This is a genomic window from Xanthomonas cissicola (assembly GCF_008801575.1).
Taxonomy (GTDB): domain Bacteria; phylum Pseudomonadota; class Gammaproteobacteria; order Xanthomonadales; family Xanthomonadaceae; genus Xanthomonas; species Xanthomonas cissicola.
The window spans coordinates 1-15600 of the sequence record NZ_VZPL01000081.1; the positions used below are offsets into that span (position 1 = coordinate 1).

At 63.1% G+C, this 15600-nt stretch carries 12 protein-coding genes, 1 tRNA gene, 1 other RNA gene and 1 pseudogene; 7 read left to right on the forward strand and 8 right to left on the reverse strand.

Annotation, left to right across the window (positions count from 1 at the left end):
- Positions 1-148 precede the first annotated feature (148 nt).
- Positions 149-967, forward strand: coding sequence for a coiled-coil domain-containing protein (locus F7R02_RS21490; RefSeq protein WP_439333443.1), 819 nt, complete (start codon positions 149-151; stop codon positions 965-967).
- 31 nt (positions 968-998) lie between these two features.
- Here F7R02_RS21490 and F7R02_RS21495 read toward each other — a convergent pair whose 3' ends face one another.
- The 3 genes from F7R02_RS21495 to F7R02_RS21505 all read right to left on the reverse strand — a co-directional run bounded on the left by F7R02_RS21495 (position 999) and on the right by F7R02_RS21505 (position 5000).
- Positions 999-1367: a hypothetical protein gene (locus F7R02_RS21495; RefSeq protein ID WP_078589968.1), complete on the reverse strand. Its 369-nt coding sequence runs from the start codon at positions 1365-1367 to the stop codon at positions 999-1001.
- Positions 1368-2297: 930 nt separating this feature from the next.
- A complete protein-coding gene (locus F7R02_RS21500) occupies positions 2298-2819 on the reverse strand; it encodes a hypothetical protein (RefSeq protein ID WP_078589967.1) in 522 nt (173 codons plus the stop codon).
- A gap of 9 nt (positions 2820-2828) precedes the next feature.
- Positions 2829-5000 carry a DotA/TraY family protein gene (locus F7R02_RS21505; RefSeq protein WP_078589966.1) on the reverse strand — a complete coding sequence of 724 codons (2172 nt, stop codon included), beginning with the start codon at positions 4998-5000 and terminating at the stop codon, positions 2829-2831.
- A 904-nt stretch (positions 5001-5904) separates the two neighbouring features.
- On the opposite strand from F7R02_RS21505, the gene F7R02_RS27585 reads away from it, so the two are divergent.
- Positions 5905-6198, forward strand: coding sequence for a transposase (locus F7R02_RS27585; protein ID WP_078589965.1), 294 nt, complete (start codon positions 5905-5907; stop codon positions 6196-6198).
- The gene (locus F7R02_RS21515) at positions 6195-7055 is read left to right on the forward strand and encodes an IS3 family transposase (RefSeq protein WP_078589964.1); all 861 of its coding nucleotides are present in this window, start codon (positions 6195-6197) and stop codon (positions 7053-7055) included. The genes F7R02_RS27585 and F7R02_RS21515 overlap by 4 nt, the downstream gene beginning before the upstream one ends.
- 102 nt (positions 7056-7157) lie before the next feature.
- On the opposite strand, the gene F7R02_RS21520 is transcribed toward F7R02_RS21515, so the two are convergent.
- The 3 genes from F7R02_RS21520 to F7R02_RS21530 all read right to left on the reverse strand — a co-directional run bounded on the left by F7R02_RS21520 (position 7158) and on the right by F7R02_RS21530 (position 8939).
- Positions 7158-8249, reverse strand: coding sequence for a site-specific integrase (locus tag F7R02_RS21520; protein ID WP_078589963.1), 1092 nt, complete (start codon positions 8247-8249; stop codon positions 7158-7160).
- A gap of 120 nt (positions 8250-8369) precedes the next feature.
- Positions 8370-8445: transfer RNA gene (locus F7R02_RS21525), tRNA-Ala, on the reverse strand.
- A gap of 92 nt (positions 8446-8537) precedes the next feature.
- The gene (locus F7R02_RS21530) at positions 8538-8939 is read right to left on the reverse strand and encodes an H-NS histone family protein (protein ID WP_003485983.1); all 402 of its coding nucleotides are present in this window, start codon (positions 8937-8939) and stop codon (positions 8538-8540) included.
- A 218-nt stretch (positions 8940-9157) separates the two neighbouring features.
- On the opposite strand from F7R02_RS21530, the gene F7R02_RS21535 reads away from it, so the two are divergent.
- Together F7R02_RS21535 and ligD are read left to right on the forward strand one after the other, a co-directional pair.
- Positions 9158-9334, forward strand: coding sequence for a DUF3606 domain-containing protein (locus F7R02_RS21535; protein WP_003485985.1), 177 nt, complete (start codon positions 9158-9160; stop codon positions 9332-9334).
- Positions 9335-9349: 15 nt separating this feature from the next.
- The gene (gene ligD, locus F7R02_RS21540) at positions 9350-11968 is read left to right on the forward strand and encodes a DNA ligase D (RefSeq protein ID WP_078589962.1); all 2619 of its coding nucleotides are present in this window, start codon (positions 9350-9352) and stop codon (positions 11966-11968) included.
- A gap of 204 nt (positions 11969-12172) precedes the next feature.
- Here ligD and rnd read toward each other — a convergent pair whose 3' ends face one another.
- Positions 12173-13264 carry a ribonuclease D gene (gene rnd, locus F7R02_RS21545; RefSeq protein WP_078589961.1) on the reverse strand — a complete coding sequence of 364 codons (1092 nt, stop codon included), beginning with the start codon at positions 13262-13264 and terminating at the stop codon, positions 12173-12175.
- Between the two features lie 207 nt (positions 13265-13471).
- On the opposite strand from rnd, the gene F7R02_RS21555 reads away from it, so the two are divergent.
- Both F7R02_RS21555 and F7R02_RS21560 read left to right on the forward strand, forming a co-directional pair.
- Positions 13472-13547: non-coding RNA, sX9 sRNA (locus tag F7R02_RS21555), on the forward strand.
- Between the two features lie 87 nt (positions 13548-13634).
- A complete protein-coding gene (locus F7R02_RS21560) occupies positions 13635-15380 on the forward strand; it encodes a formylglycine-generating enzyme family protein (protein WP_139370958.1) in 1746 nt (581 codons plus the stop codon).
- 114 nt (positions 15381-15494) lie between these two features.
- On the opposite strand, the pseudogene F7R02_RS21565 reads toward F7R02_RS21560, so the two are convergent.
- Positions 15495-15600, reverse strand: a pseudogene (locus F7R02_RS21565) (IS5/IS1182 family transposase); the annotation flags it as partial.

The window sequence follows — 15600 nt, forward strand, 5'->3', positions numbered from 1 at the left end:
AACGCGAACGAAACAACTCATCGGCAGGCAACTGCTCGGCGGCAGGACGGCGTGTACGCATGGGCGAAAACTGCCAGAAACCAGTTCGTAGAGTAACGAAAACTGGCAATTCCAGCACACCTAAAACGCAGGTTAAGCCTTGCAATGGATGCAGCCTGGGGGTTTTTCAGGGGCGACTATCGAGGTGGCTGAGGAAGTCGCGGCCGTCACCAAGGCGTTGACCGAGCGCCTGGCCTCGCTCGCCGTCGAGCTGAACGACAAGGCCGTGAAGGCTGCCGAGCGTCGCTTTGCCGAAGTCATCCGCACCGCTGGCGAGCAGCGCGAGCAGTCAGAGCGCGAGCTTGCCGACGCCTCGCAGACGGTCGAGGACTTGGAAAGCAAGCTGGACGAGACCAAGGCTGAAGCCGAAGTGCTGCAATCGAAGCTAGTCGATGTGCAGGCCGCACACCAGGCGCAGGCTGTCGAGCTAGCCAAGGTGCGTGAACGCCTTGCCCTAGCCGAGCAGACGGCTAAGGCCGCCGCCCAGGAGCATGCTGCCGAGCTGGCTGAGCGCGACCAGGCACGCGCCGATCTGGCGACCGTGAAGGCCAAGGCTGAGGTCGCCGAGCAGGTGGCCAAGGCTGCGGCCCAGGAACACGCCACCACGCTGGCCGAGCGCGACGCCGCCTGCGCCGAGCTAGTGAAGGCGCAGGCCAAGGCCGAAGCTGCCGAGCAAGCACAGCAGGAACAGCGCAAGGCCGCCGCGACCGAGGCGCACCGGCAGGCCGAACGCTACACCGTCGCCCAGGCAGAGCGCGATGAGGCGCTTAAAGCAACCGCAGATGCTCGCGAAAACGCGGCCAAACTGGCTGGCCAATTGGAGGCGGTGCAGGCTCAGAATGCAGCACTATTGGCGCGTCTTACGCCGCCGCCGGCCGGGGACGTTCCGCCGGCCAGCGCGAAGGGTGGGACTCAGAAAAAAGGATGACGCTGATCGTACTTCACCGATGCTTTGCGTTTCAGCTTGCGGAGCGTCGGTTGTGATGAACGTACAGATACAGCAAGCCGATCGGCGCAATGAATATCGCGAAGGACCAGCAGATCGCCATCGTCATCAATTTCACGAACAGCATGAGGATGGCGTTCACGAAGAAGACGTTGCCGCCCATGATGTAGCCGACGATGCTCTCATAGACGAAGCGGGAGTACGGGTAGAGCAGCGTGTTCACGGCGAGCAGGGCATAGGTGCCGAACGCTACCGGATGGGGCGTGGTGCCGTGACTCAGCGCGAACAGGATAAGCGCCGGGAAGATCAGGCCGAAGAGGAACTGACGAACATAGTATTGGCCAGACAGGCCGCCGAAGGTCTTTGCGATGACAGGATGCATTCCGTTTTTCCTTTTTGTTGGCAACATCGAGTGTGTCGGGGTATTCCCCTGACCAAAGTGTAAAGCGTCCATCGGGTTTCTCTACGTCTCGCAGCAGTCCACGCGTTACTGCGTGCCTTGTGCGACTATTCATCGAATTCCGCCGCGAGCCATGTGGCGCTTCCTTTTGTCGTCCTGCCGATCGTTATCTGAAACGTCTGCCCGTCTAACCCTGGGCGTGAAAAATCAATGCCCCCATCCTTCGGCGTGTAGCATCGCCCGGCCGGTTGGTTCGGACGGAATGCCGAGAGTCGATAGCGGCGACCATCAACGAGCGACGTGAAGCAACACACAAGGTGGCCGGACCGCGTGAAGTCGAAAGCGAAACACGTTCGCGACCTGACCGACTACATCCGCGATCCAGAGAAGACGAACCCGGATGAAAGGTCGCGTACACCGGTGCGCGCGGGTTCCTTTGCGACGATCACGCCGGCCAGCAAGGCGAGATGATCGCATTGGCGCTGGATGCCCCGCGCAGCGCGAACCCGATCAATAACTACATCCTGAGCTGGCGCGAGGGCGAATACCAGGCCGGAAGTAGCGCGGCCAACGTGACGCGCAACCCTTGCAGCAACCGGTGTAGCCCGGGGCTGGCTCTGCGCCGCCGGCGGAGCAGGGCGGGGAACCACGCTAGGGCGGCGGCGGGGGTCGAACTCGACGACAGTGCCCCCCACTCAAGTATGGCTGGTCACGAGAGCCAGTCTGTTCGACAATTTACCGCAGTCCGTTCCTGCCTTCGCTGCCACTGCACTATTGCCAGCCAACGACAGCTTAGGGGGCAACGTTCGCCGCCTGCATGGGAGGTCGTCGCGCCGCGCGAGATTCGACACTGCTTCGTATTTGGCGCGCAAGACCGGGCCGACAGACCCGGTTGGTCGGCTTCGCCGGCTGCTACGTAGCATGTTCCAAAGCATAGCGAATGCGAGCGCCGGCATCTTCAGCTTGAAGCCTGTTGACGCGAATCTCCATTGAAGGATTGGAGAAGTCCCGGAAGTTGAACGTGAATGCGGAGTGAATCGAGTCTCCAGCGTCGCTCACCTCGGCGCTTTGGATGTAAGCGATCGGCTCGTACTTTGCGACGTTCTTCTCCCTGTCAATGACCACGGCTTTGCCCATCACGGCATCAATGCCGACATACCGCGTGCTGAGATAGTCGGCAACCTCGACCTGCGGCCGGAAGCTCGGTGCGATCGAGGCGATTAGCTTGCGCATGTCGCGGTTGCGCGATCGGCGCCATTTCGATAGCAATAGAGCACCGCCCGCCACCCACGCGATAGATGCAACCATTGCCGCAAGGGCCGCGCCCGAGTGCGGGAATCTTCCGCCCCACACCGAATACACGAATGCGGGGAGCGCGGCCAGCAAGGACGTCGCAATATAGAACAGCTCGGATGCAAGTCTCAGCAATCGCATTGCATTCTCCTATTCCTTGATGCCATCGGAGTTGGACGAAGGATTCGTCCCGCCCAGCGGGCGCCTGCCATTGCCACCTGACGGGCGAATATCGAATTTTGCCAGCAGGGTATTGACCGCAGCTTTGGTCCGATCGCTGTGGTCAGTGCCGATCATAGCTGGCGAGTGACCTCCGACCCAGTTGATCACCTTGTCCGGTACCAGGAAGATCAGGTTGAAGCAGCTATGCACAAGGTTGAGACACATAGAGAAGTAAATCGTGCAATAGGCCAGAATCGAACCGATGCCGGTCAGCGAGTCGAACTGAGCGTTTGCAAGGGCAATGCCGAACCCCTCGTTCAGCAACGTTCCGCCTGCGATGACTCCCACGCCTCCCAGGAAGAAACCGAGCACCATGAGCACAGGACGCACCATCATCTCCAAGAGGAAGATGTAGCCGTGGGCGGTTTTGTGGCCGAGGCCGTCGCCCTCTCCGCCGAGATGCGTGATCGCCCATAACGGGGCTGCGATCACGCCCTCTCCGACAACGACGAGCCAGTTCACGGCCGCACCGAACCACACAACGAATGGCACCATCGGTAGATAGGTCGACAGCCCGAGGCCGAGTAGCAAGGCGGCGATGATGATCATCATGATGATCGGTCCCGCCCCGTCCAATGCACCTCGGACGAAGCTGAGCGCGCCACTGGCGTCGGCCACCCGTGATGCCAAGCCGGCGATGCTGAAACTTTCGCTGGTCGCCTCGAGCCCCTTGGCTGTGAGGTATCCTGCAAGACCGATTTCGGCTACACCAGTGAGATGGTCGCCCAGGTTTTTCATCTTGATCAGCGGGTTGATTTGGCCGCGCGATTCGCCGCCGTCGTTGATGTTGGTGATCGCCTCCGTTAGTGCTTGTCCTGGCGAGCTGAACAGCTTCGCGATGATGTTACCGCCGTCATTCTGTTGCTTCGTACCGAGAGGGGTAGCGTGCGTCGTCGTTGCTCGCCCCTGTTGTGCCTGATATGCAGTCAACGCCGTCTGGTAGACGCTCTTCATGGCAGCGTCACCGGCGATCGACGGCCCGAATGTCGTTGCCTTGCCAGCTACCGCATCAGAAAGCCTCGTGTTGGCTGCGGCGAAGGTCTGATACCACTCGCCGAGCGTCCACCATCCGCCTTCCTTGATGGATGAGCTGAGTTGACCGGACAGCTCCTCAATGTTCCCCCGCTTCGTAGCGGCGATCGAATTGACGGTGTTTTCGTACTGCTGCGCTGCTGCCTGGATCGCTACTTCTGCGTCAGGGATCGTTGTGCTGCCGTCGGTGCTCCGCACCGTGACAGCATTGACGAACTCGATCGCCGCCGTACTAAGCGATTTTTCCATGCCTGAGAGCGCTTGGAGGTGAGCCTTGCGGACTTCGGCAACATCAATCGTGTTCGAGAACCAGCTCGTCGAGCTCGGTTGCGATTCGAGATTCGGGTCGACGTTGGCACCGCCGCATACAAAGCTTTTGTTGGCGAGCATGAAGCCGGTATCTGTCGATTGCGTCTGCACGTATCCGCTTTCGTCAACCAACCCGCCCTCGCTAGAGGCTGTGGCCAAGCCCGCGTTGATTCCATGACGGCAAAGCTCCATCTCGAATATCTTGTGGGCCAGTTCATTGGTGCTCGGCATGACCGGCTGTAACACCATTGCCTTGCCGTCGTTAAACGCCGAGACAGCGACATCGACGCCCATGTTTGCCACACCCACGCCCATCACAGACGCAGCCCACAGCATCAGTAACTGCGAGAGTGACCAGCCATTCGCGGTCGGCACGAGGGACGCAAGGCCCCAAACGATCCGAATCGGCCCCCACATCGTGTTTTTTGCGCGATCGAATACGGCCCCGTCGTGCGCTGTCTGCGATACCTTCAGGAACATCATGTAGCAGGTGAAGATCGCTCCGATGACCAGCAGTGCGCCGTTCGTAACCTGGAACAGGCTGGCCAAGATCGTGTCGCCCCCACCTGCGCTACCGGTCGCAAGGGGATTGTTGACGACGTTTCCGTACATCGCGACGAGCGCCTGGCGCGACTTGTCGCCGGAGCGCTGGGCTGCTTGACTGATCTCCCCCAGCGTCGTGCCTTCCCCGAATGCAGGAAGCGATATGGCCCAGGTCATGACAACGCATAGTCCGCTTAGGACTTTCGAGTACTTCATTGCTGGCCCTCCCTCTTTGCCTTGCCGGACCGAAATTCCCAGTCAAGGGCATGGAGCCACCAGTGTTTGCGGCGATAGTAGTCCGCTTGCGTTTTCCCAGGGTTTCGCAACATCCAAAGGTGCCCGTCGACGGCCATCGCGCACACGAGCATCGTCGCCGTGAACAAAGCCCAGGTCGTTCTGTATTGCAGGATTGATAGCACGGAAGGCGCCGCGAACGGCCATCCATATACGAGCCCCACGACTGAGAAGAGCAGCCAGAAGAGAACCGTTCTCTTCGTGGAAAGCTGATCAGCCGCCAATTTTGGTTTGGGAACCTGTGTCATTGCAGCCCCCGGCGGTTTTGTTCAATCCAAGCAACAACCTCGTGTTCGTACCAGCACAGCCTGCGGCTGTGTGGCATCTTGAACGGCTTGGGAATGAGGTGCCGATACCGATCCTTCGAAACGAAGGTGCGAATAGTGGCTGGGGTCTTGCCGATCAGCTCGGCAAGCTGTTCGATGAATATGACACGCGGAGATCCGCGATCTGAGGCGGGTAAGGGACGCACGTCTACCTCTCACAGACGAGCAAAAGCGCGTGTGGGGTGTCGTTCCCCACGTGTGAGGGTCCCTTGCGGGTGGCTGGCGAACTTCCGAACCGACGAGGCGATGCAAGGTCGCGCTTATCGCAACGCTTTATCGGTTTCCTACGCGTTTGGGTCGCGTAGCCGCTTTCTGAGCTATCCCTTCACTGACTTGACTCAGCGGCACCAGCGTCATCGTGACACTGGCAGCAAGTCAGTGTCGCGAATTGCATTGAAGAATTTAGAGTGATCCTCCAGACGCGTCAAGCATCATTGTGAACTTGCCCCGCAGGGACGGACGCCAGGAAGCGATACTTTGATCGCACCCTGGAGGTTTCCATGCAACGCATTACCCGTCGTCGCTACACGGACGACTTCAAGGCTCAGGCCGTCGCCCTGGCTGAGTCGGTCGGGCTGGCCAAAGCCGCCCGGCAACTGGGCATGTCGGTCAAGACGCTGGCCAACTGGCTTGGCGCATCCCGTGGCGGCCAGCCACTGAGTTCTCCCAGCCGCAAGCCGGTCAGTGAGATGGACAGCGAACTGGCCCGGCTGCGAGCCGAGAACGCCACGCTCAAGATGGAGCGCGAGATCCTAAAAAAAGCGACGGCGTTCTTCGCCAGGGAGTCCAAGTGAGGTACGCCTTCGTCGCACATGAACGGACTCGCTATCCCCTGCGGATGCTGTGCCGCCTGCTGTCGGTGTCTGCCTCCGGCTTCCACGGCTGGCTGCAGCGTCGAGATCGCCCGGACCCCGACGCGGCCCTGCGTGCCGACCTGCGCATGCTGCACGCCAGCAGCCGAGGCACGCATGGGCGGCCGCGCATGGTACGGGCGCTGCGCGCCTGTGCCCATGCGGTGGGCCACAAGCGCGTGGCTCGGCTGATGCGCGAGGAGGGCCTGTGCGGCAAGGTCAAGGGCCGCTTCACGCCCCGCACCACCGACAGTCGGCATGGGCGGCCGGTGGCCGGGAACCGGCTGGATCGGCAGTTCGCCGTGAACAACCCGGCGCCGGCATGGGTGGGTGATATCACCTACCTGCCGACCCGCGAGGGCTGGCTGTATCTGGCCACGGTCATCGACCTGCGCACCCGGCAAGTGCTTGGCTACAGCTTGTCCGAGCGCATGCCCAACGCGCTGGTCCAGCAAGCCTTCCTCAACGCCTGGTCGGCGGCGCCGGTCGGTGCCGGTGTGCTGTTCCACTCCGATCGCGGTAGCCAGTACGCCAGCGGCGACTTCGGCAAGACCTTGGCCGCGCACGGCTTCGTGCCAAGCATGAGCCGCAAGGGCAACTGCTGGGACAACGCGGTGGCCGAGAGCTTCTTCGCCACGCTCAAGAACGAAGAGGCGACCGGCGTGTACGAAACCAAGGCCGCCGCCCATGCCGCCATCGCCAGCTACATCCACGGATTCTACAATCCCACCCGCCTGCACTCGGCGCTTGGCTATCTGTCGCCTAACGACTACGCAAAGAAGCCGAAGCAGGCCGCTTGACCCCGTGCTTGTTGGCGTCCGTTCTCAGGGGGCAGGTTCATTGCTGCGCAACTTGCTGCGTACATACGTATGTACGTAATTCCGTACGTATGCACCGGATCACTATCGAAGCCGCTTTGCCAAGTCTTCTGCGCTGGGATGGTAGTACCTCATTAGCATCCGCGGATCGCGATGGCCGGTAATCTTGGCCAGCTCGTGCATCGGAAAGATCGATGCCAGCCGGGACGTGGCTTCGTGCCTCAGGTCGTGAAAGCGAAGGTCGATTAAGTATTTTGCATCCGGCGTCCGACCCGCATCCCTACATTCTTGCTCGTAGGTTTTTCGTGCTCGATCTACCGCGCGCTCGAACGCTCTCGTCACCGCATCTCCGCGAATTGAGAAAACGCGCCCGTCACCCGGATTTTTGCCGACGACCTTTCGCCACTCTTTGAGGGCTTCAACGGCGCGGGGCGAAAGTGGTACATCCCGCGAGCTCCCGTTCTTGGTGTGGGGCAGGTGGGCTACGTGGCGTTTGAGATCTACATGTTCCCACCGAAGATCAACAATTTCGCCACGGCGCATTGCAGTCTCCACCGCGAGGGAAATGATTGTCGGCAACACGTCGGAGCTGCTTGCCGAGACGACTCGCTTCAGTTCGCCATCGGGCGCGCGTCGGTCGTCCCGAGAGTCACCTTCGGTTTCTCTGACTCGCCGGGTGCGAGCATTGTTCGCGGGCGGTTTGCGCACGAGCTCGAGGGGATTGGAAAGACTTTCCATCCCCCATTCCTTGCGGGCGATACTGAAAACGTGGGAGAGGATGGCCAAGCGTCGAAGTACTGACGCCGGCTTCAATGCCGGGTTGGTCTGCCTCAGCCAGTCGTCGCGCAATTTGGCTATGTCCGAACTGCGTACCGACGCCATCGATCGTTGCGCGATCGGCGTTGCCCTCCACGTCTTCAGCAGGGAAGCTTCTTGGGCCTTCCCCTTCTTCAAGGAGACGATTTCGCGCTCGTATCGATCAAGCGCCTCGCAAAGAGTCGTTGACTCTGCCTCTGTTCGGCTCACGAACACGCCGCGATCAATTTCGGATTCGACCTGACGCGCCCAAGCTTCCGCTTCCGAGCGCGTATTGAACGTCTTGATCTGTACGGGGTAGCCCTTGCGCCGAACGCGAGCCTGCCACTGAAGATCGCCTCGACGGGTGATAGATGCCATTCACTGCTCCTCAAGTGTTGCGTCCAAGGCTTCGACAGCCCGAGTGGCGCAAAATTGGCGCAATAAATTGAATCTACCAAAGAAAAAGGGCCTGGTCATCGGCTAAGCCCTTGATTCTATTGGTGGAGCGGATGGGGATCGAACCCACGACCTTCGCAATGCGAACGCGACGCTCTCCCAGCTGAGCTACCGCCCCACGTGCTTCGATTCTACCCACAAGCCGCGCGGTTCGCCAAGCGAAGGAGGCGGCCGACGGTGCGGAGCGGCACCGTCGTGCGGGCCTTCGCCTTACTCGCGAACCAGCGGAAACTTCAGGTCAGGATTCTTGGCCTTCCATTCCTTGTACGACACCGACCCTTCCCAGGCGGCGAAAGCCTTCGGCGTGCGACCACGACCGGACCAAGTTTCGCCGGTGTGCGGCAGCTCGTACTTGGGCTTCACTTCGCTGCGGCCGCTCTTGACCACTTCCTTGCGCGCGGCAGTGGTGCCCAGGTAAGCGGCGATGTCGTTGCGCTGCTTGGTGTTGAAGTGGCCGGCGAACTGTTCGAGCAGCGAAACGATGGTGGCATGCGCAGAGGATGCCTCGCTGGCGCGCTCGGTTTTCTCCTGTTCTTCCAGCTTCTGCAGTTCGTCCAGCAGCTTGGCTTTGGCTTGCGCAATGGAATCCAGTTTCGAAGAGGTATTGCTCACAGAGGTATGGCCTCGGAATAAGAGTGGACACGCCGCCCGAAGGGCGCGCGGCATTATGGCATGTGGCCCGGGAGCGGCCGTTATGGAGCAGGGCTTGCACATGGCGTGAACAGGCCTTTCACGACGCCTGTTCGAACGCTTTCGCATTGTCGCTACGGGCGCTGCCGGGCCGAAGGCTCACGTTAGCAGACCCGACCACGACGATACAGGAGCATGTCATGAGTGACGACAAACGCAACGTCGGATCGCCAGACCGCGACCGCATCAACGTCAATGAAGCCTATGAGCTGCAGTACTGGACCAAGACCCTTGGCGTCAGTGCCGATGAACTGAAAGCGGCCGTGCAGAAGGTGGGGCCATTGGCCGTCAGCGTACGCCAGCACCTGGGCAAATAAGCGGGAAGGTCTGCCATGAGCCTGAGCGAATACCGCCGCAAGCGCAGCTTCGACAAGACCCGCGAGCCGGAGCCGGGCAAGACCCTGCCGCCAGGGCAGCGTGCGATCTTCGTGGTGCAGTTGCACCACGCCAGCCGCCGCCACTACGATTTTCGCCTGCAGGTGGGCGATGCGCTCAAGAGCTGGGCGGTGCCGAAGGGGCCAAGTTACGACCCCAAGGTCAAGCGCATGGCAGTGGAGGTGGAAGACCACCCGGTCGATTACGCCAGCTTCGAGGGCGAGATTCCCAGGGGCGAATACGGCGGCGGGCACGTGGCGCAGTTCGATCATGGCGTGTGGGCCACCGCAGGCGACCCCGAAGCGCAGTTGGCCAAGGGGCATCTGCGCTTCGAGTTGTTCGGCAACAAGCTCAAGGGCGGCTGGCATCTGGTGCGCTCGGGCAAGCCGGCGCGGCAGCCGCAGTGGCTGCTGTTCAAAGAGGACGATGCCTACGCTGGCACGCTGGAGGCCGACGACCTACTGGCCGACGTCGCTGCCGCACCTGCCGACGATGTACGCCGCGCGGGCGCCGGCAAGACCCAGCGCAAGGGGCTGACAACCGTACCGCCGCCAGCGGCGAAAAAACGTGGCACCTGGGCGAAACAGGCGCTGGCGCTGAGCGGCGCACATCGCGCCGAGATGGAAGATGCCCCGTTTGCGCCGCAGTTGGCCAAGCTGGGGCAGTCCCCGCCCGAAGGCGCGCAGTGGCTGCATGAAATCAAATGGGACGGTTATCGCATCCTGGCCACGGTGACCAATGGCAAGGTGCGGCTGTGGTCGCGCAATGCATTGGAGTGGACCGACAAGACACCGGAAATTGCCGATGCCATCCAGTCGCTGGGCCTGCGCAATGCGCAGATCGATGGCGAATTGATCGCCGGACGCGGCACCAAGGAAGACTTCAACCTGCTGCAGGCCACCTTGTCCGGCGAACGCCAGGTGCCGCTGGCGCTGGCGGTATTCGACCTGCTGCATGTGGACGGGGTGGACATCAGTGAGGCACCGTTGCGCGAGCGCAAGCAGCTGTTGCAGCAGGTGCTGCAGGCTGCACCCCACATGCATCTGGCCTATAGCTCGCATGTCGAGGGCGACGGCACCGAGGCGTTCCGGGTGGCCGGCGAACAGCACTTCGAAGGCATCATTTCCAAACGCGCAGATCGCCCGTATCGCGATGGGCGCAGCGACGATTGGCGCAAGACCAAGCAACTGGCCAGCCAGGAATATGCGGTGGTCGGCTACACCGCGCCCAAGGGCAGCCGCAGTGGTTTTGGCTCGCTGTTGCTGGCCACGCCGGACCCGGTGCACGGCTGGTTATACGTGGGCCGTGTGGGCTCAGGTTTCTCCGATGCCTTGATGCGCGAGGTCACCCAGCAACTGGAAGGCGGTGGGCGCAAACCCACCGCGCATATTCCCACCGAAGACACCGACCTGCGCGGCGCCACCTGGTTTGCGCCGCGCCTTGTGGTGGAGGTGTTCTATCGCGGCATCGGTGGGCAACAGTTATTGCGCCAGGCATCGTTCAAGGCGCTGCGTCCGGATAAACGCATTGCCGATCTGGCCGACAGCGATGCCGGCAATGGCCGGTCTACTTCGTCGTCTACCCAGCGTTCGGCAAAAACACGTGCTGCCAAAAACGCGGCAACCCAGGTACCGAAACGTGCAGCGACGCGGGCAACAGCGCCTGCGCGCAAATCTGCGGTTGCCACACCTTCCTCGGCTGCGCTGCCGACGCTGTCCAGCCCGACCAAGCTGATCTACCCGGATATCCGCGCGACCAAGGGCGATGTCTGGGACTACTACCAGGTGGTGATGGATCACCTGTTGCCGCAGATCGTGGGACGCCCGCTGTCCATCATTCGCTGCCCCAGCGGCGCCGAAAAACCGTGTTTCTTCCAGAAGCACCACACCGCCGGCCTCGAGCGTGTGAGCTCGGTCAAACTGACCGAAGAGACCGGCACCAATGCGTATTACCTGGTGGTCGAAGACGCACCCGGCCTGCTGGAGCTGGTGCAATTCAATGCGCTGGAATTCCATCCCTGGGGCTCGCATGCCGACCGCCCGGATGTGGCCGACCGGGTGGTCTTCGATCTCGACCCGGGCCCGGACGTGCCGTTCGCCGAGGTCAAATGTGCGGCCAACGATATTCGTAAGCTGCTGGCGCAATTGGAGCTGGAGTCGTTCCTGCGTGTGTCTGGCGGCAAGGGGCTGCACGTGGTGGTGCCCCTGAATCCCGGCTGCGACTGGGAGGTGACCAAGCGTTTCGCCAAGGGATTTGCCGATGCCCTGGCGCAGGCCGAGCCGCAGCGGTTCATCGCCACTGCCACCAAGCGGCTGCGCAACAAGCGCATCTTCGTCGACTACCTGCGCAACGGCCGTGGCGCCACGGCGGTCGCGTCCTATTCGTTACGCGGCCGCCCGGGGGCGCCAGTCGCGCTGCCGCTGGCGTGGTCGGACCTGTCCAAGCTGCAGCGCGCCGATGCATTCACCTTGCGCGATGTGCCGGAAAAGCTGCGCCGTCGGCGCAAGGACCCCTGGGCAGACATGGACCGCATTCGGCAGAACCTGGCGCGCTGGGCGGAGCAGGACGAGGACTGATGCGGTGCGATGGAGACAATGCCGGCATCATCGCTGCGCACGCGTGGTCGGTCGTCGGAATTCCCACGCGACGCAGGCGCTTCGCATTGTCCTGACCCATTGCACCACTGCTTGCGAGGCGGCATGCGCCGGTGCGGGGCCACTCGCGTGCACCTGACGAAGGGCCGCATCGCTGCGGGCGCTGGCGCCATGACCGCCGCAATCCTACGCTGCAGTGCCTTCCAGCAGCGGCATCAACTGTGCTTCCAGCAGGGCACGGCGCCATTGGCCCAGCGCCGCAGGCCAGCTGCGCTGTTCCATCAAGGTTTCCAGGTGGCGGCGCGAGGCCAGCAGGCCGTCCGGCAGGCCGAGTTCGCGGCTACGCTGCGCCACGGTGTCCTGCAGGCGCTTGAGTACGGCCTTGTTCCCGTCGGTGGCGGCCTGCGCCAGCGGCGCGTGCTCTTCGTCCGGCAGCGGGGTGTTGAGTGCATCCCACACCGCGTTGGCGAGCTTGCGCGGCGCCTTGGGGAATTTGTCGAACTGGCGCATCAAGGCCTCCAGGTCGGCGGGCGGGAACCGCGCCAGCTGGCTGGCCAGTTCGTTTTCCAGGATCCAGCTGCGCGGGCGATCGCTCTGCCGCGCCTGCAGGTCGCGCCAACGCAGCAAGCGCAGCAGCCGTCGTTGCGCGGCCGGTTCCAGGAACTGTGCGGCGCGCAGGCTCACATGCGGCCAGCGCTCGCCATCGTCGTGCTCCACCGTGGCGAGCAGGCGGTCGGCATCTTCGGCCAGCCACTCCAGACGGCCTTGCTCGGCGAGGCGGCGCGTGAGCTCGTCGTGGATCGCAAACAGATAGCGCACGTCATCGGCGGCATATTCCAGCTGCGCAGGCGACAGCGGGCGACGCATCCAGTCCGAGCGTGTTTCGCCCTTGGTCAGCAAGGTGCCGGTGACTTCCTGCACCAGTTTCTGGTATCCCATGCCGCCGCCGACACCGGCCAGTGCCGCGGCGATCTGGGTGTCGAACAACGGCCGCGGCAATGCGCCGCACGCGCATTTGAACGTGACCAGGTCTTCGCTGGCGCTATGCATCACCTTGACGATATCGGTGGCGATCAACCACTCCTTGAGCGCCGCGTTCATGCCGGGGATCAGCGGGTCGATCAGCAGGATCTCCTCGCCGATGGCCATCTGCACCAGGGCCAGTTGCGGCCAGTAGGTGCGTTCGCGAATGAATTCGGTATCCAGGCCGATGCGCGATGGTCGCGCTGCCTGCAGGCGGTCAGTCAGCTCGGAGGGGTGGGTGATCCAAAGGGGCACGTGATTTCCGTCGGCGGCAAGGGTTTGCGCAGAGCGCGCAGAATAGCCTAACGTCGCGATCGCCTGTCGTGCGGCAGAGCACTGGAAGGAGCAGGTGGTGGGTGAGTGCGGTGACCGGATGGCAACGTGGGCAATGGTTGCGCTGAGGGCGACTGGCAAAACGCCTGCGCAGCCAGCAGGCGGGCGCGGCCAGGGTGCGGACTCGGCATGTAGCACGCATACACTCCGGCTCCTGTGCGCCGGCCACACCCGCCTGAGGGCTGCTCTTTACGTTTTTTTGGCCGCCCTTTTGGCTGCCCTTAGTGTGTGCGCCTGTTCGCGCGCACCGACGCCCGCGCCTGCGGTCGCCCCGCAACCGGCGCCTGCCACCGTGCCGAGCAAGCCGAACGTGTCCATCGGTGGCGAAGAATCCGCCGAAACCGTGGCGCAATGGCAACCGCCGACGGTGGAGTTGGGCGACGAGCCGCCGGCACAGGTGCGCAAACGCGCGGACCAGGCATTGCGGGAAGACCGCCTGTATCGCGATGCCGGCGATGCGATCCCGTTGTATCTGGCGATCCAGCAGCGCGCCGGTGGCAAGGATGCAGCCAGCCGTCGCGGCCTGGAGCAGGCGCGTGGCCGGTTGCTTGAACGCGGCGCGGCGCTGATCGAACAAACCGAGCGCCAGGACGACGCGTTGGAGCAGGCGCGTGAAGTGGCCTTCGTGGCGCTCGCCCTTGCCCCACAGGACCCGAAGGTGCGCGCACTGCAGCGCGAGGTGGAAACCGCGCAGCGCGTGCTTGCGTTCAACCGCGCCGGCGAGGAAGACCTGCGCGGCGGGCGGCTGGGCGAGGACGGCAATGGCGCGCTGGTGAATTTTCGCGATGCCGCGCAACTGGATCCCGACAACCCGCGCACCCGGCAGGGCCTGGCCGCCGTGGAAAGCGGCCTGTTGGAGCGCGCCGAACAGGCGGCACAGGCAAGCGACTTCATCGGTGCCCGTTATTGGCTGCAGATGGCCGGGCAGGTACGCGACCGTGCGCCCACCATCGCCGATGCGCGCGCGCGGGTCGAACGCGTGCGCCGGGCGCAGATCGCTGCGTTGCACGACGCCGGTCTGCACGATCTCACCTCGCCGCGCGGGCTCAAGGCGGCCGGCCAAAAGCTTGCCGAAGTGCTGCGCATCGCCGACCCCGGAGATCCGGTGGCCGGCGATCTGCGCCGCCGGCTGGAGCTGGCCACGCATTACGGCAGCTTCCGTCCCGGCCAGGTATTCACCGACGGGCTCAAGGTCGGCGGGCGCGGGCCGCAGATGATCGTGGTGCCGCATGGCGCATTCCAGATGGGAGCTGGCGATGCCGAGCCGGGCGCATCCGACAACGAGCGCCCCGCCCATTACGTGCGCTTCGCACGCGGCTTTGCGTTGTCGATCACCGAGGTCACGGTTGCCGAGTTCCGCCAGTTCGTCGAAGCCACCGGCGCGCGCCCGCGTGCCACCCGGCGCGGGCATTCGGTGGTCTACGACGAGCGCAGCGGCAACTTCATCCGTCGCAGCGGTGTGGATTGGCAGTCCGACTACAACGGCGCCCAGGCCGCGCCCAACAGCCCGGTCATGCACGTGAGCATTCGCGACGCCGAAGCGTATGCGTCCTGGCTGTCGGAACAGACCGGCCGCCATTACCACGTGCCCAGCGAGGCCGAGTTCGAGTATGCGGTGCGTGCCGGCACCACTGGACGTTACCCGTGGGGCAACGCAGGCTCGCCGCCGGCCGACGCCGGCAATTTCACCGGCGGCAACGACGTCTCGCGCAGCGGCCGGCACTGGAACAACGGCTTCGTCGGCTACGGCGATGGCTTTTGGGGCCCGGCGCCGGTCGGCAGTTTTCGCGCCAACGCGTGGGGTCTGCACGACATGGGCGGCAACCTGAGCGAATGGGTGGCCGACTGCTGGCACGCCAGCTACCGCCGTGCACCGGCCGATGGCGCTGCCTGGTACAACCCGGGCTGCCGGCAACGCATGATCCGCGGCGGCAGCTGGGCCAATTCGCCGCAACAGACGCGCGCGGCCTGGCGGCAGTCGCAGGACTCGGACACCACCAGTGCCCGTATCGGCTTTCGCGTCGCACGCGGAATCTAGGGAAGGTCTGAATAACGAGGCCTGAGAGTGCGGGATGTCGCGTCGTTCCGAAGAGTGGCGTTTGAATCTTTGGAATTTCGCCATTTCTGGCGCTTTCCGTGGGAATTTCCTGGTTTACAGGCGCACGCTCCCCATAGCCGGCAGCAACTGCTTTCGCTTCATCCACAGATTGGAGAGCGCAAACAAGGTCAGCACGTGTGCGGTGTTTTTGGCCAGGCCG

Coding starts and splice junctions, on each gene's coding strand:
- F7R02_RS21490 (WP_439333443.1), top strand. CDS start 149: ATGCAGCCTGGGGGTTTTTCAGGGGCGACTATCGAGGTGGCTGAGGAA.
- F7R02_RS21495 (WP_078589968.1), bottom strand. CDS start 1,367: ATGCATCCTGTCATCGCAAAGACCTTCGGCGGCCTGTCTGGCCAATAC.
- F7R02_RS21500 (WP_078589967.1), bottom strand. CDS start 2,819: ATGCGATTGCTGAGACTTGCATCCGAGCTGTTCTATATTGCGACGTCC.
- F7R02_RS21505 (WP_078589966.1), bottom strand. CDS start 5,000: ATGAAGTACTCGAAAGTCCTAAGCGGACTATGCGTTGTCATGACCTGG.
- F7R02_RS27585 (WP_078589965.1), top strand. CDS start 5,905: ATGCAACGCATTACCCGTCGTCGCTACACGGACGACTTCAAGGCTCAG.
- F7R02_RS21520 (WP_078589963.1), bottom strand. CDS start 8,249: ATGGCATCTATCACCCGTCGAGGCGATCTTCAGTGGCAGGCTCGCGTT.
- F7R02_RS21535 (WP_003485985.1), top strand. CDS start 9,158: ATGAGTGACGACAAACGCAACGTCGGATCGCCAGACCGCGACCGCATC.
- ligD (WP_078589962.1), top strand. CDS start 9,350: ATGAGCCTGAGCGAATACCGCCGCAAGCGCAGCTTCGACAAGACCCGC.